A 13,986-nucleotide genomic window follows, 5' to 3' on the forward strand; every position below is an offset into this window, starting at 1 on the left:
GCGGGCCTTTTGGGGGCTCGGCGCCGGACCGGGGTTGGCCCCGGTCGCGATCGCACGTCCGGACAGCCAGAGCGTGGCAGGCCCAGACAGTGGCCTCCCGAGCCTGGACGAGGTGGGCCCGGGGCCGTCACACGTTCGGGCGGCCCAGGGCGTGGTAGGTCCAGCCGGCGGCGCGCCAGCGGGCGATGTCGAGGGTGTTGCGGCCATCGATGACGACCGGGGTGCGGACGTGCGCCCGCAGCGCTGCCGGGTCGATCTCCCGGAAGTCGGCCCATTCGGTCAGGTGCAGGACGATGTCGGCGTCGGCGGCGGCCGAGGCGGCGTTGTCCGCGTACCGCAGCTCGGGGTGGCGGCGCCGGGCGTTCGGGATGGCGGCCGGGTCGGTCACCGTCACCACCGCGCCGGCCTCGCGCAGCAGTTCGGCGACGTCGAGCGCGGGCGAGTCCCGGATGTCGTCGCTGTTCGGTTTGAAGGCAGCGCCGAGGACGGCCACCCGGCGGCCGGCCACGTCACCACCGAGGAGCTCGGTGGCGAGCTCGGCGACCCGGGTCCGGCGGCGCAGGTTGATGGCGTCGACCTCGGCGAGAAATCCGACCGCGCGCCCGGCGCCCAGCTCCTCGGCGCGCGCCCGGAACGCGCGGATGTCCTTGGGCAGGCAGCCGCCGCCGAAGCCGACGCCCGAGCCCAGGAAGCGGCGCCCAATCCGGGCGTCATAGCCGAGCGCGGTCGACAGCGTCTGCACGTCGCCGCCGGTCACCTCGCAGATCTCCGCCATGGCGTTGATGAATGAGATCTTGGTGGCGAGAAAGGCATTGGCGGCGGCCTTGACGAGCTCCGCGGTCGCGAAGTCGGTGACCACGACCGGTGTGCCCGCCGTGATCGCGGTCGCGTAGACGGCCCGCAGCGTCTCCTCGGCCCGGTGCCCGCCGGCGCCCGCCGGCACGCCCAGCACGAGCCGGTCCGGGCGCAGCGTGTCCTCGACAGCGAATCCCTCCCGGAGGAACTCCGGGTTCCAGCCGAGCCGGACCATCGGCGCCTGGGCCGCGAGCCGGCCGGCGAGCGCGGCGGCCGTGCCCGCCGGCACCGTGGACTTGCCGACGACCAGCGAGCCCGCCTTCGGCCCGGCGGCGAGCAGCCCGTCGACGGCTGCGTCGAGGTAGCGCAGGTCGGCCGCCTGCGAGTCCGGCCGCTGCGGGGTGCCGACGCACAGGAAATGCACGTCGGCGTCGGCGGCCTCGGCGAACGAGGTGGTGAAGGAGAGCCGGCCGGAGTCGAGGTTCTTGCGCAGCAGCTCCTCAAGACCAGGCTCGAAGAAGGGCACCGTCCCGCCCGCCAGGCTGTCGGCCTTCGCCTGGTCGACGTCGACGCCGACCACGGAGAAACCCAGCTCGCTCATGCACACCGCGTGGGTCGCACCCAGGTAGCCGGTGCCGATCACGCTGATCCGCGTGACCTCGGGCACAGTACCGACAGTCATTGTTCCCCCGTTTCGTCCGCCGGGCGCGGCCGCTCACGGCCGGCCCGGGCAAATCCGCGCGACGCCCCCGCGCCACGGTGAACCGCGATACGCACCGGCCTGCCTGATCGCCGACAGCGGAGCAGGCAGAAATTCCAGACGGTGTGTGGATTCGAATTCCAGCTCAACCGACGACCAATCACGTCCCCATGGACTCGAAAGCTGCGGCGAACCGGTCCATGGAATTTCGCCGTCACATCATGGTAGTCACGGCCCGACCGCCGGTCCGACAGATGGCCAGCGCAACTCGCTACGCATTTGTTGCGGACGAGTTACCGGTTCACCGCCGACAGTTCCCGCGCCGGACGGGCAGACCGCGGTTGCTCGGCACGAGTGCGCTGCCGCCAGGCGACGCGCCCGGGCCGATCGGGACGGCGTGGGTCGGTCCCGACAGGCGTCGGCCCGGCGAAGAAGCCCGGTTCTACCGCGCGGCCGCCCGAAGACGCGTGCGAACGACCACGAGGCAGGGCTGGACGGGGTCGGACCCGCGATCACCACTACCCCCGGCCTTGCTCGTCATGGCAGCGGCGCACCACCCCGGACGTCACGGAGAACGGCCAGCGCAGGTAGTTACAGTCACACTGACTCCACGGTCGTTGCGTTGGGGTTACAGTCATCCGGACGTCCGGTACCGCCCCGAGGACTGGAACGGCCCATGCCTTACGCCCCAACCGCCGATCCGGTGTCCGGCGCGCGCCTGCGCCCTGTCGTCGCCCGCACCAGGCCCGAGCTCGCGCGGCTGCTGGCCGAGCCGACCGGCACCCGGGCCGTCGTGATGACCATGGGCGCGTTGCACGACGGCCACGCGGCCCTGATCCGCGAGGCCCGGCGCCGGGCCGACCAGGTAGTCGTCACGATCTACGTCAACCCGCTGCAGTTCGGGCCGGCGGAAGACCTCGACCGCTACCCGCGCTCCTTCGACGCCGACCTCGAGGTGTGCGCCCGCGAGGGTGCGGACGTCGTCTTCGCGCCGGTCGTCATCCACGACCCGCGGCCGCTGGTGACGCTGCACGCCGGGCCACTCGGCGAGATCCTCGAGGGCGCCAGCCGGCCGGGGCATTTCGACGGCATGCTGACGGTCGTCGCGACGCTGCTGCACCTGACCAGGCCGGACCTGGCCTTCTTCGGCCGCAAGGACGCCCAGCAGCTGGTCTGCATCCGCCGGATGGTCGCCGACCTGGCCGTCCCGGTCACGGTGGTCGGGGTGCCGACGGTGCGCGAGCCGGACGGCCTGGCCTTGTCCAGCCGCAACGTCTACCTGACCACGCCGCAGCGGGCGTCGGCGCTGGCACTGTCCCGGGCGCTGGCCGCCGGGGTCGCGGCGGCCGACGACGGCGCGGACGCGACGCTGACGGCGGCCCGCGCCGTGCTGGCCGCGGAGCCCGGCGTGGAGGTCGACTACCTCACCCTCGCGAGCCCCGACAGCCTCGGCCCGGTCGGCCCGGCCGGCGGCCCGGCGCTGCTGCTGGTGGCCGCGCGGGTCGGCTCCACTCGGCTGATAGACAACATCGAGCTCACCGTGGCGCCCGCCCCCGGGCCCGGAGCGGGGGAACAGTGACATCGACACACCCGGACCCGGCCGCGTCGCCGGTCGGCCTGCCCCCGCTGCCCGTGCTCCCCGCCCGGCTCGGCGCGCCGCGCGCCGGCTGGACCAGGCACGCCGACGTCGTCGTGATCGGCTCCGGCGTCGCCGGGCTCACCGCCGCGCAGCGGGTCCGCGCCCAGCTGCCGGCGAGCCGGGTGCTGCTGGTGACGAAGGCGCTGCTCGACATGGGCTCGACCCGCTGGGCGCAGGGCGGGATCGCCGCGGCGCTGGCCGCCGAGGACTCCCCCGACGACCACCTGCGCGACACCCTCGTCGCCGGCGTCGGGCTGTGCGACCCGGGGGCCGTGCGGGTGCTGGTGACGGAGGGCCCGGCGCGGGTCCGTGAGCTGGCCGCGCTCGGCGCCCGGTTCGACCTCACCGCGGCCGGCGAGCTGTCGCTGACCCGGGAGGGCGGCCACCTGCGCGACCGGATCGTGCACGCGGGCGGCGACGCCACCGGCCTGGAGGTGGAGCGGGCGCTGATCGCCGCGCTGCTCGCCGACGACGGCATCGACGTGATCGAGCATGCCCTCGTGCTCGACCTGCTCGTCGACGCGGACGGGCAGACGGCCGGGTTGACCCTGCACGTGCTCGGCGAGGGCACCCGCGACGGCGTCGGCGCGGTCCTGGCGCGGGCCGTGATCCTCGCGACCGGCGGGATGGGCCAGATCTACGCCTCGACGACGAACCCGTCGGTGTCGACCGGCGACGGCGTCGCGCTCGCGCTGCGCGCCGGAGCGGTCATCGCCGACCTGGAGTTCGTCCAGTTCCACCCGACCGCGCTGCGGATCCCGGGCGCGGCGTCGGCCGGCCAGCAGCCCCTGATCAGCGAGGCGATGCGCGGCGAGGGCGCCCTCCTGGTGGATGCGGCCGGCGAGCGGGTCATGTCGGGCGTTCATCCCCTGGAGGACCTGGCGCCCCGCGATGTGGTGGCCAAGCAGATGTCGCGGGTGATGGCGGCCCAGGGCGTCGACCATCTCTATCTCGACGCCCGCCACCTCGGCGAGGAGACGATCCTGCGCCGCTTCCCGACGATCACCGCCCGGTGCCGGTCCCATGGGATCGACCCGGTCACCCAGCCCATTCCGGTGGCGCCCGCCGCGCACTACGCCAGCGGCGGAGTTCGCACCGACACCCAGGGCCGGACCAGCGTCCCGGGCCTGTACGCCTGTGGCGAGGCCGCCTGCACCGGGGTGCACGGCGCGAACCGGCTGGCGTCGAACAGCCTGCTCGAAGGCCTGGTGTTCGCGGCCCGGATCGCCGAAGACCTGGCCGGCGGCCTGCCGTCGCCCGGAGCACCGGTCGAGGCCGTCGTCGACCGCGGCTCGGCGGGCCTGGCCGACCCGGCCGAGCGCGTCGAGCTGGCGCGGGTGATGAGCGAGGGCGCCGGTGTCCTGCGCAGCGCCCCGAGCCTGCTCGCGACGGCGAAGGCGCTCGCCGACGTCGGCGACGTCCGGCTGACCGGGGCGACGGTCGCCGCCGGCCCGGAGGCCTGGGAGATGACGAACCTGCGGACGGTCGCGACCGCGCTGGTCGCCGCCGCCGCCGCGCGGACGGAGACCCGCGGCTCGCACTGGCGCGAGGACTTCGCCGACGCCGACGACGCCTGGCGCGGCCACCTGCTGCTGCGGATGGATCCGGACGGCCTGCTCGACGTCACGTACGCCCCCGCCCCACCGGACGGGGTCACCGCCGGCGGCGCGGGCGAAGGGAAGGCACCGTGAGCCCCAGAATCAAGGCGACCCACGGGTTCGGGTTTTCGCCGGCGACCGACCGCGCGACGCTCGCGCGGCGCCCCGGCTGGTCGGCCGCGACCGAGCGGGCTCTGCTGGCGGCCGGCCTCGACCCGTCGGCCGTCGCCGACGTGGTGGCCCGGGCGATCGCCGAGGACCTGCCCGCCGCGAGCGGGCTCGGGGTGGACGTCACGTCGGCCGCCACCGTGCCCGCCGGCCTGGTGGCCGTCGGGCGGATCGTCTCCCGGGCCCGCGGCGTGGTCGCCGGGCTCCCGGTGGCGGCCGCCGTGTTCGACGCCGTGGCCGGACCGGACGCCGAGGTGACCCTGACGGCCGCCGACGGTGACCGGATCGGGCCCGGCACCGAGGTGCTGCGGGTCCGCGGCCCGGTGCGCGGCCTGCTGACCGCCGAGCGCACCGCGCTCAACCTGCTCTGCCACCTGTCCGGCGTCGCGACCGCCACCCGCGCCTGGGCCGACGCGATCGCCGGGACGGGCGCCGCCGTCCGGGACACCCGCAAGACCATGCCCGGGCTGCGCGCGCTGGAGAAGTACGCGGTGCGGGCCGGCGGTGGGGTCAACCACCGGATGTCGCTGGTGGACGCGGCGCTGGTGAAGGACAACCACGTGGTCGCCGCCGGCGGCGTGGCGGAGGCGTTCGCCGCCGTCCGCGCGGCGTTCCCCGGCCTGCCGGTCGAAGTCGAGTGCGACACCGTCGACCAGGTCCGCGAGGCCGTCGCTGCCGGCGCCGACCTGATCCTGCTGGACAACATGACCCCGGACGAGCTGCGCGCCGCGGTGGCGCTGGCCCGGGCCGCGTCCCCACGGGCCAAGAACGGGCCGGCCGGGGTGCTGCTGGAAGCCAGTGGTGGCCTCACGCTCGACGTCGCCGCCGAGGTCGCGGCCACCGGGGTCGACTACCTCGCTGTCGGCGGCATCACGCACTCGGTGACCGCGCTGGATCTCGGCCTCGACCTCACCCTGGACAAGTAGAACAACCGTGAGCCTTCCCGTCTCGGCGCGGCGCCGAGGCCTGCCACCGTGGTCAGAGACACCCTGGTCCGAAAAGACGATGGAAACGACCTCATGCTGCTGACGATCGACATCGGCAACACCAACACGGTCCTCGGCGTGTTCGAGGGCGAGACGCTCGCCGACTCCTGGCGGGTCCGCACCCAGGCCAACGCCACCTCCGACGAGCTGGCGTTCCTCTACCGCGGCCTGATCGGCGAGTACAAGATCGACGGAGTGGCGGTGTGCTCGACGGTCCCGGCGGCACTGCGCGAGATCCGCAGGATGGCCGGCCGGCTGTTCCGCCACGTCCCGGTGGTGGTCGTCGAGCCCGGCACCCGCACCGGCGTCCCGATCCTGATCGACAACCCGAAGGAAGCCGGCGCCGACCGGATCATGAACACGCTGGCGGCCCACCACCTGCACGGCGGCCCGACGATCGTCGTCGACTTCGGCACGTCGACGAACATCGACGTCGTCTCGGCGCGCGGGGAGTTCCTCGGGGGGGCGCTCGCGCCAGGGATCGAGATCGCACTGGACGCGCTCGCCTCCCGGGCGGCCCAGCTGCGCAAGGTCGAGCTGGTACCGCCGCGGTCGGTGATCGGCAAGGGGACGGTCGAGGCGCTGCAGTCCGGGATGATCTACGGCGTGGCCGGGCAGGTGGACGGGCTGGTGCGCCGCATCCGGGCCGAGCTCGGCACCGAGGCCACCACGGTCGCGACCGGCGGCCTCGCCCCGCTCGTCCTCAAGGAGAGCGAGACCCTCCAGGTGCACGAGCCGCACCTGACGCTGATCGGGCTACGGCTCGTCTTCGCCAAGAATGTGTGACCGCGCGAGCCTCGCGCCGCTGGTGGCGGGGATCACAGACCAGGTAGCGGCATAGCCGTCCCGTGGGCAGTCCGGGCCAATCCGCAGCCCTCCAAATCCTCACGACACGCAACGAATCGGCCGCGCACTCGCCATTGGAACGCGAGTTAACCGCATGAGTCCGCCCACGCAATGACGCGACGTTAGACTCCGGGTCATCACCGTAATTGGCTGCATCACCCGGTGGACTCACCCCCCGGGCGCGACCAAGATCGGTTCGGCGATCCGGGGGGCTCACCGATGGCAAATGCGATCGAGAACGCGGCAACCACGAGCACGAGCACGAGGAGCACAGAAGCAGGCGAGTCGAGTCAAGGCGGCCTCGGCTCGGGGCACGGCGCCCTGGCCGGCGCCGGGTCCACCGATGGCGCGGGCTTGGGCACGATCACGAGATCTACGGTGCCGAGCAGCGGCGCGGCCGATGCCGCCGTCGACAGTTCCGCGGAGCCCAGCGCCATGGACGAGGAGAAGCTAGAGCTCGGCACGACCGGCACTGCCCACGCCAAGGTCGAGCCGCTCGTCGAGGTGCCACCACAGCGGCTGCCGCCAGGCGCCCCGCAACAGAGGGCTCAGCCGGCAACGGCGATCAGTGCGCGGGACAAGGCCCCGAAGGAGTCACCGCTGGTGACCCGCGCCGAAGACGCCGAGTCCGGGCCCATCGAGATGGGCGCCGCTCCGGCTGACGCCACGATCCCAGCTCCGCGGCCGGAGCCGCACCCGAACCCCATGCCCGCGGCCTTCGGCCGTCGCCGCAAGGGCCGGCGGCCGGAGCAGCTGCTCGGTAGGCCGGTCCGCCAGCGCTACCGAGCGCAGCTCGCCTGGGAGGTCATCTACACCCGGCTGGTGGTCTCAGCCGACTTCTTCGCCGGCGCCCTGGCCGCGGCGCTGGCCTACCTGCTCCGGTTCAACCGGGTGCTCGTCGATCTCGGACTGGGCGCGGCGTCGGCGACCAGGTTCTACCTCCTCGTCAGCCTGATCTTCCCGTTCGCCTGGGTCGGGTCGATCGCGCTGAACCGGGCCTATGAGGACCGTTTCCTCGGCAACGGGTCGGAGGAGTTCCGCCGGGTCGTCAACTCGGCCGCGCGCCTCATCGCGCTGGTGGCGATCGCCTCGTACGCGACGAAGGCCGAGGTGGCCCGCGCCTACCTGCTGATCGTCTTCCCGGCCGCCACGATCCTCACGGTCACCGGCCGGGCGATGGCCCGGGTGCTGCTGCTGCGGATGCGTCGCGCGGGCCGCTGCCGGCACCGGGTGCTGGTCGTCGGCTCCGGCGAGGCGGCGGCCGCGTTGGTGCGCCTCGCCCACCGCGATCCCGGGGTCGGCTGGAACGTGGTCGGGATCTGCCTGGACCGGGCCCCCGGCCGGCACAGCCACAACCGGCTGGAACGGGCCGACTTCGAGCTGTTCGACCTGCCGATCGTCGGCACGTCGGAGCGGCTGGAGGAGGCGATCCGGATCACCGACGCCACCACCGTCGCGATCAGCCCGCAGATGGACGGGGAGCGGCTGCGCCGCGCGCTCTGGACGCTGGAAGGCTCCAACGTCGACGTGCTGGTGTCGTCCACGGTCACCGACGTGACCGGGCCGCGGATCCACCTGCGCCCGGTCGCCGGCCTGCCACTGCTGCACATTGAGGAGCCGGAGCTCCGGGGTGCCCGCCGGCTGATGAAGGCGGCGCTGGACCGGGGTGTCGCGACCTTCGCGCTCACGCTGCTGGCCCCGGCGCTCCTGACGCTCGCCCTGGCGGTCCGGCTGACCAGCCGCGGGCCTGCGATCTTCAAGCAGACCCGGGTCGGCCGGGACGGCCGGCCGTTCACCATGTTCAAGTTCCGCTCGATGTACACCGACGCCGAGGCGCGGCTGGCCTCGCTGGCCGACCGCAACGAACGCGCCGAGGGCCTGCTGTTCAAGATGAGAGACGACCCTCGGGTCACCGCCGTCGGGAAGTTCCTGCGCAAGTGGTCGCTCGACGAGCTGCCTCAGCTGATCAACGTTCTGATCGGCACGATGTCGCTGGTCGGCCCGCGGCCGCCACTGCCCCGTGAGGTCGCCCAGTACGAGGGGCACGTCCACCGCCGGCTGATGGTCAAGCCCGGGCTGACGGGGTTGTGGCAGGTCAGCGGCCGGTCCGACCTCGAGTGGGAAGAGGCCGTGCGCCTCGACCTGCGCTACGTCGAGAACTGGTCGCTCGCGATGGATCTCTCGATCCTGTGGCGCACCGTGTTCGCCGTCCTCAAGCGCGAAGGCGCGTACTAGCTGCCTGGTTACCGAGCGCGACGAACCTGGAAATTGCATCAGGGGTGGCCGCGGCGGTCCTGGCCGAATTGGTAGCTTTAGTCGCACGTCGTTCGGCGCACTACGGACAGCCCGTGGCGGGCCGGTCGACCGCTGCCGGGGGGCTGCGTTGAGTGGAGGAGTGCGCATGGCTATGCGGCCGCTATGGCTGGCCGCGGCCAGCCAGCCGAGTCGTCCAGAAGGGCGCGGCCGGAGGAGCCAGGGGCACAGCCAGTGAGCAAGACCACCGCGGACGGAACCGTCGATGCCCCGGCCGACCTCATAGCAGCCGCCACTGAGACGGCCGAGGCGGTCGCGCCCGTCAAGGACACGGGCGGCCGGGACGACTCCGAGACCACCCTGCGGATGTCGATCAGGGCGTTCCGGGCACGACTTGCCGGCCGCCCACCAGCACCGGCTCCGGCGCCGCCCGCGAACCCGCATGCGACCACCCGCAGCCGCGCCGAACGCGCGCTCCTGTCGACCACCCCGCACGAAGGCCCGCGTGAGCCGTACCGCGCCGAGGTCCGCTGGGAAGGCGACTACACCCGGACCGTCGTGTTCGCCGATCTCGCTGCCTGCCTCGCGGGAGCCGGCCTGGCATACCTGATCCGATTCGGTGGCCTCGTCCAGTTCGACCAGGCCCCCATCTCGATCAAGCCGTACCTCATCACCTCGCTGGTTCTGCCGGTCGGTTGGATCGCGGCGATGGCGCTGAACCGCGCGTACGAGGCGCGCTTCCTCGGTCTTGGCTCGGAGGAGTTCCGCCGGGTCGTCAATACGGCGGTGCGTCTCGTCGCGTTGGTCGCGGTCATCTCGTATGCGACCAAGGCTGAGGTCGCCCGCGGCTATCTGCTGGTCCTCTTTCCCACCGCGACGGCGCTGACCCTGGTCGGCCGTGGTGTCGCCCGGGCTCGGCTGCATCGCATGCGCCGCGCCGGCAAATGCCAGCACCGGGTGCTCGTCGTCGGCTCGGGTGAATCGGCGGCGTCCCTGGTCCGGATCGCGCAACGCGACCCCGGTGCCGGCTGGAACGTCATCGGCGTCTGCCTCGACCGGACGCCCGGCATGCACAGCTCCGACCGGCCCGACCGCTCCGGCTTCGACCTCGCCGGCGTCCCGATCGTCGGGGCGTCCGACTCCCTCGATCACGTAATTCGCCGGACCAAGGCTACTGCCGTGGCGATCAGCCCGCAGATCGACGGGGACCAACTCCGCCGCGCGCTCTGGGCGCTCGAAGGCTCAAACGTCGAGGTACTGGTCTCATCCGCCATCACCGACGTGACAGGGCCACGGATACACCTGCGGCCGGTGGCTGGGCTACCGCTCCTGCACATCGAGGAGCCGGAGCTCACCGGCGCCCGCCGGCTCATGAAGGCCGGGCTCGACCGCGGGCTGGCACTCGCCGTCGTCCTGCTCGCCTCACCGGTCTTCCTCGCACTCGCCCTGGCAGTCCGGCTGACCAGCCGCGGGCCGGCCGTCTTCAAGCAGAAGCGGGTCGGGCAGGGCCGCCACGAATTCACCATGTACAAGTTCCGCTCGATGTACACCGACGCCGAGGCCCGGCTGGCCGAGCTCCAGGGCAGCAACGAAGGCGCCGGGCTGCTGTTCAAGATGAAGGACGACCCCCGCGTCACGCCGGCCGGGCGCTTCCTGCGCAAGTGGTCGCTCGACGAGTTGCCCCAGCTCTTCAACGTGCTTAACGGAACGATGTCTCTCGTCGGGCCTCGGCCGCCGCTACCCCGCGAGGTCGCCGCCTACGAGAAGGACGTCCACCGCCGCCTCCTGGTCAAGCCAGGCCTCACCGGCCTCTGGCAGATCAGCGGCCGCTCGGACCTCGACTGGGACGAGGCGGTCCGGCTGGACCTCCGCTACGTGGAGAACTGGTCACTGGCCATGGATCTGATCATTCTGTGGCGAACCCTGTTTGCAGTTCTCAGGCGCGAGGGTGCCTACTAGATATTTTCCTTGGCTTCAAGGACATCTCGCCGTCCAGCTCAACGAAGACGCGAGAGCAGCTTCGGCCAAGCTCCCCAGAGTGTATCCATACTCGCCCCATCACTACTATACAAGATCGCCATTCAACGCCAGACTCCAATCGCGCTTTCCGCTCAGGCTGGCATCTTCGCAACGGTGAACCGGCACACTAATGTCATTCCGCATCCACGATACACCGTTCGTCAGAACTCGAAAGTACTCGGACATCGCCTTCAGGCAGTCGACCACGAGTGTCCCGAAACCTCCGACATAAACTCCCGAATCCTCGACAGATACTCATCCCACGAGCGCGATCTAGCGACGGCTCGACGATCCGACGCGATCGACTCAGCGCGTTTCGGCTCTCCAAGCAACGACCCAACAGCTTCCCCCAGCGCCAGATAATCAGCTGCCGGCACGAGTACACCAATCGCATCCTTGTAATCCGCCAGCCCACGCACATCGGACGCGACTACTGGCGTCTCCGCCATGATCGCCGTCATAAGCCGCACGTGGCCCGCGCTCACGAATCGCTCCTGCAACGCCAAGATGTAAACGCTAGCCCGTCTCACTTCGGCCCAATGCTCATCTTCGCTGATATCGACGAGAATCCGCGCCGTCGAAGGCGCGGCGGCCAGCACCCTCTGATATTCGGCTTGCCCACAGATCAGCGTTACCTTCCATGAGTAGGCGCTAGCAGCCCGGCATACCGTTTCCCAGTCACACGAGTTCCGACCGGACGCCACCACACCGCTCCTCTCGCCGTATGGAATCGGCGTTACATCCCGATCCAGACGACCCTCCAGTGGCCACGGAATGAATTTAAAACGCTCGATTGCAATCCCAAACGCCTGTGAATAGTAATCGGCTTCCCACGAGGACAGCACGTGACATGCCGCCACCGATCGCGGCAGAACTATCCGATACATCTGACGTACAGCCATCCCCTTACGTCCCGGCCGAACGCCCGGAAGAAACTCGAGGAGCACGATACGCCGCCGGCCAGTGATCGCCTCAAGGAGGCAAAGCAACACCAGGCCAGCCGCAGTCTGGAAACCCTCGCTGGTTACCACACAATCGTAGAAAAAGCTCTCGCGAAAGATCTGAAGAGTCCGCACAATCGCCGATCTCTTCTTATCGCCTTGCGCGACATATCTCCTCGCACCAAGAGCATCGGCATACCAGGTTGTCACATAAATCTTCTTCGACTTTCGACCGCGAGACCATCGCATCATCGCAGGGCTTCTCCCATCTCTTTTCTGAACCAGACATCCGGCCTCGAGTACCTTAGACATAGCCCCACCTCACGCTATCAAGTCCTATTCGCACTCTCCCGAAGTCATCGATACTATTCACTACACACTCAGTCGCGCCGAAGCGACTCCATTCCCATCAACCAGCATCCACCGAAACTTGCGCACTGCCCCCTCCAGCGGCATAACGACGAGATCCTGCGCGATAACCAAGAACGCTTCCGCACAACAAGACTGTCGAGACTGCGACGCTAACTAGAGGACCATACCTGCGCCCGACCATTACTGCATAAACGAGCAGGCAGCCGAAAAGAATCTGCACTACCAACGTGCGATTCGCAAGCCGCACCCTAAGTCGCCGGAGAAGAACCAGACCAGCAACTATGGTGCTACCAGCTTCACTCAAGAGCAGTGAAAGTCCCGCACCACCCGCGCCGTGACTCCGGTCCAGACCCACGTTGCCCACCACGTTCAATATCAAGAAGCCGACACTAGATACAAATAGGATCCGCTCACGTCCACCCAGTATCAGCGAAACCGAGAGGCCAGTATTGACGAACGAGAAACTTGTCGCCGCGACCATAAGAAGGAGAGCCGAGGCACCTGACGCATAATCGGCACCGCCGAAGGTTCTCAAAATATACTGCGAAAAGGGCCCGACACTCGCCCACAACGCGAATGCGCCAAAGCAAAGTAGATTCATCAGCTTCGACACACGCCTCACGAACATACCGTCGCTGCTCTTCGCCGCTTCGGAGAGCGATGCAAACGAACTCGAAACGGCAAGATTCGGAACAGCCCCCAAAGCGCCGATGACTCGGTAGCAAAGTGCGTAAAGACCGGTCTCTTCGCCGGTCGATACGACTGACAGAATTATCGCATCTGCCCTGAAATACAAGGTCCCAACCAAAGCGCTCGCGCCTATCGGGACTGCCGCCTTCAATATTTTGGCCCAGGCGTGAACATCCCAGTTCGGCGGAGTGTGCTCCAGCCGTCTAGCGCTCGCATACACCACGATCAATTTCGCACAGGCGGCGACTCCAACTGTTACAACGAACGTCCAAGAAGGCCAGCCACACCGGACGGCCAGCACCGCCGCACCGAGCGTGATCAAACTCGAAAGAACATCCCCGACGAGGGAGCCACGGAAGTCATGATGAAATTGGAAGATCGGAATGTAGCACGCGCTAACGGTATACGCAACAATATAAGGCGCCGTAACCGCGACCAGTCGACCGGTCGACCCAGGATTCCACCCATAGACGAGACCCCCGACGGCGCTGGCCAAGAGTGCGAGTGGTACCGCGTATGCGATTGAAAGCCCGACGCTGCCGGACACGATCTTCCTTAGCAACTCCGCGTCGCTGCCGCCTTCGCGCAAAGCCACCGCATTTACGCCGAAATCTGAAAGTCCGGTACAAAGAGAGGCCACAGCAAGCGCTGCCGTAACCGAGCCGTAAGCCGAAGGACCTAGATACCGAGACGATATTCCAACGTAAACCAGCGCCAGGAGGGTCGTCACCAACCTCGCGAGCGCTTGGTGACCGAAGGCCCGCATGATCCGTCGAGACGTGGCACGTCGTCTAGGCTGCCGATGCCGTCCCCGACTCATCGGAGTCGAGTTCCGACCCTCATCGGCAGCCGAACTGACCACCGTACGCACCAACCTCACGCCCATTTCCGTTCATGGCCCGAGACGGACAACGGCCTTGGTCATCAGCCATGCCGGACTGCCGACTCGATGTCGATTCGGAACCTCTACACCCAGTGA

Annotated in this window: 9 protein-coding genes; 6 read left to right on the plus strand and 3 right to left on the minus strand. The window is 69.5% G+C overall.

Features of this window, described 5'->3' with window-relative positions:
* Nucleotides 1–127 precede the first annotated feature (127 nt).
* Nucleotides 128–1,477, minus strand: coding sequence for a UDP-glucose dehydrogenase family protein (locus FRADC12_RS12415; RefSeq protein WP_045876766.1), 1,350 nt, complete (start codon nt 1,475–1,477; stop codon nt 128–130).
* 694 nt (nt 1,478–2,171) lie between these two features.
* On the opposite strand from FRADC12_RS12415, the gene panC reads away from it, so the two are divergent.
* The 6 genes from panC to FRADC12_RS12445 all read left to right on the plus strand — a co-directional run bounded on the left by panC (nt 2,172) and on the right by FRADC12_RS12445 (nt 10,944).
* The gene (gene panC, locus FRADC12_RS12420; protein ID WP_045876767.1) at nt 2,172–3,074 is read left to right on the plus strand and encodes a pantoate--beta-alanine ligase; all 903 of its coding nucleotides are present in this window, start codon (nt 2,172–2,174) and stop codon (nt 3,072–3,074) included.
* A 47-nt stretch (nt 3,075–3,121) separates the two neighbouring features.
* Nucleotides 3,122–4,825 (plus strand): L-aspartate oxidase, encoded by a 1,704-nt coding sequence (locus FRADC12_RS12425; protein WP_045879492.1) that lies wholly within the window; start codon nt 3,122–3,124, stop codon nt 4,823–4,825.
* Nucleotides 4,822–5,826, plus strand: a complete 1,005-nt coding sequence (gene nadC, locus FRADC12_RS12430) for a carboxylating nicotinate-nucleotide diphosphorylase (RefSeq protein WP_232303751.1) — start codon at nt 4,822–4,824, stop codon at nt 5,824–5,826. The genes FRADC12_RS12425 and nadC overlap by 4 nt, the downstream gene beginning before the upstream one ends.
* 93 nt (nt 5,827–5,919) lie before the next feature.
* The gene (locus FRADC12_RS12435; RefSeq protein WP_045876768.1) at nt 5,920–6,672 is read left to right on the plus strand and encodes a type III pantothenate kinase; all 753 of its coding nucleotides are present in this window, start codon (nt 5,920–5,922) and stop codon (nt 6,670–6,672) included.
* Nucleotides 6,673–7,437: 765 nt separating this feature from the next.
* Nucleotides 7,438–8,967, plus strand: a complete 1,530-nt coding sequence (locus FRADC12_RS12440; RefSeq protein ID WP_502685307.1) for a sugar transferase — start codon at nt 7,438–7,440, stop codon at nt 8,965–8,967.
* Nucleotides 8,968–9,351: 384 nt separating this feature from the next.
* A complete protein-coding gene (locus tag FRADC12_RS12445; RefSeq protein ID WP_084011326.1) occupies nt 9,352–10,944 on the plus strand; it encodes a sugar transferase in 1,593 nt (530 codons plus the stop codon).
* Between the two features lie 251 nt (nt 10,945–11,195).
* Here the strand turns inward: FRADC12_RS12445 and FRADC12_RS31215 are convergent, their stop codons facing one another.
* The gene (locus tag FRADC12_RS31215) at nt 11,196–12,155 is read right to left on the minus strand and encodes a glycosyltransferase family protein (protein ID WP_157488828.1); all 960 of its coding nucleotides are present in this window, start codon (nt 12,153–12,155) and stop codon (nt 11,196–11,198) included.
* Nucleotides 12,156–12,354: 199 nt separating this feature from the next.
* Complete coding sequence (locus tag FRADC12_RS29645; protein ID WP_084010622.1) at nt 12,355–13,893, minus strand: oligosaccharide flippase family protein; 1,539 nt, start codon at nt 13,891–13,893, stop codon at nt 12,355–12,357.
* Between the last annotated feature and the right edge of the window lie 93 nt (nt 13,894–13,986).

Source organism: Pseudofrankia sp. DC12 (genome assembly GCF_000966285.1).
In the GTDB taxonomy this organism is placed as follows: Bacteria; Actinomycetota; Actinomycetes; order Frankiales; family Frankiaceae; genus Pseudofrankia.

Bases quoted from the DNA above. Each gene is read 5' to 3' on its own strand.
- FRADC12_RS12415 (WP_045876766.1), bottom strand. From the start codon at position 1,477: ATGACTGTCGGTACTGTGCCCGAGGTCACGCGGATCAGCGTGATCGGC.
- panC (WP_045876767.1), top strand. From the start codon at position 2,172: ATGCCTTACGCCCCAACCGCCGATCCGGTGTCCGGCGCGCGCCTGCGC.
- FRADC12_RS12435 (WP_045876768.1), top strand. From the start codon at position 5,920: ATGCTGCTGACGATCGACATCGGCAACACCAACACGGTCCTCGGCGTG.
- FRADC12_RS12440 (WP_502685307.1), top strand. From the start codon at position 7,438: ATGCCCGCGGCCTTCGGCCGTCGCCGCAAGGGCCGGCGGCCGGAGCAG.
- FRADC12_RS12445 (WP_084011326.1), top strand. From the start codon at position 9,352: ATGTCGATCAGGGCGTTCCGGGCACGACTTGCCGGCCGCCCACCAGCA.
- FRADC12_RS29645 (WP_084010622.1), bottom strand. From the start codon at position 13,893: ATGGGCGTGAGGTTGGTGCGTACGGTGGTCAGTTCGGCTGCCGATGAG.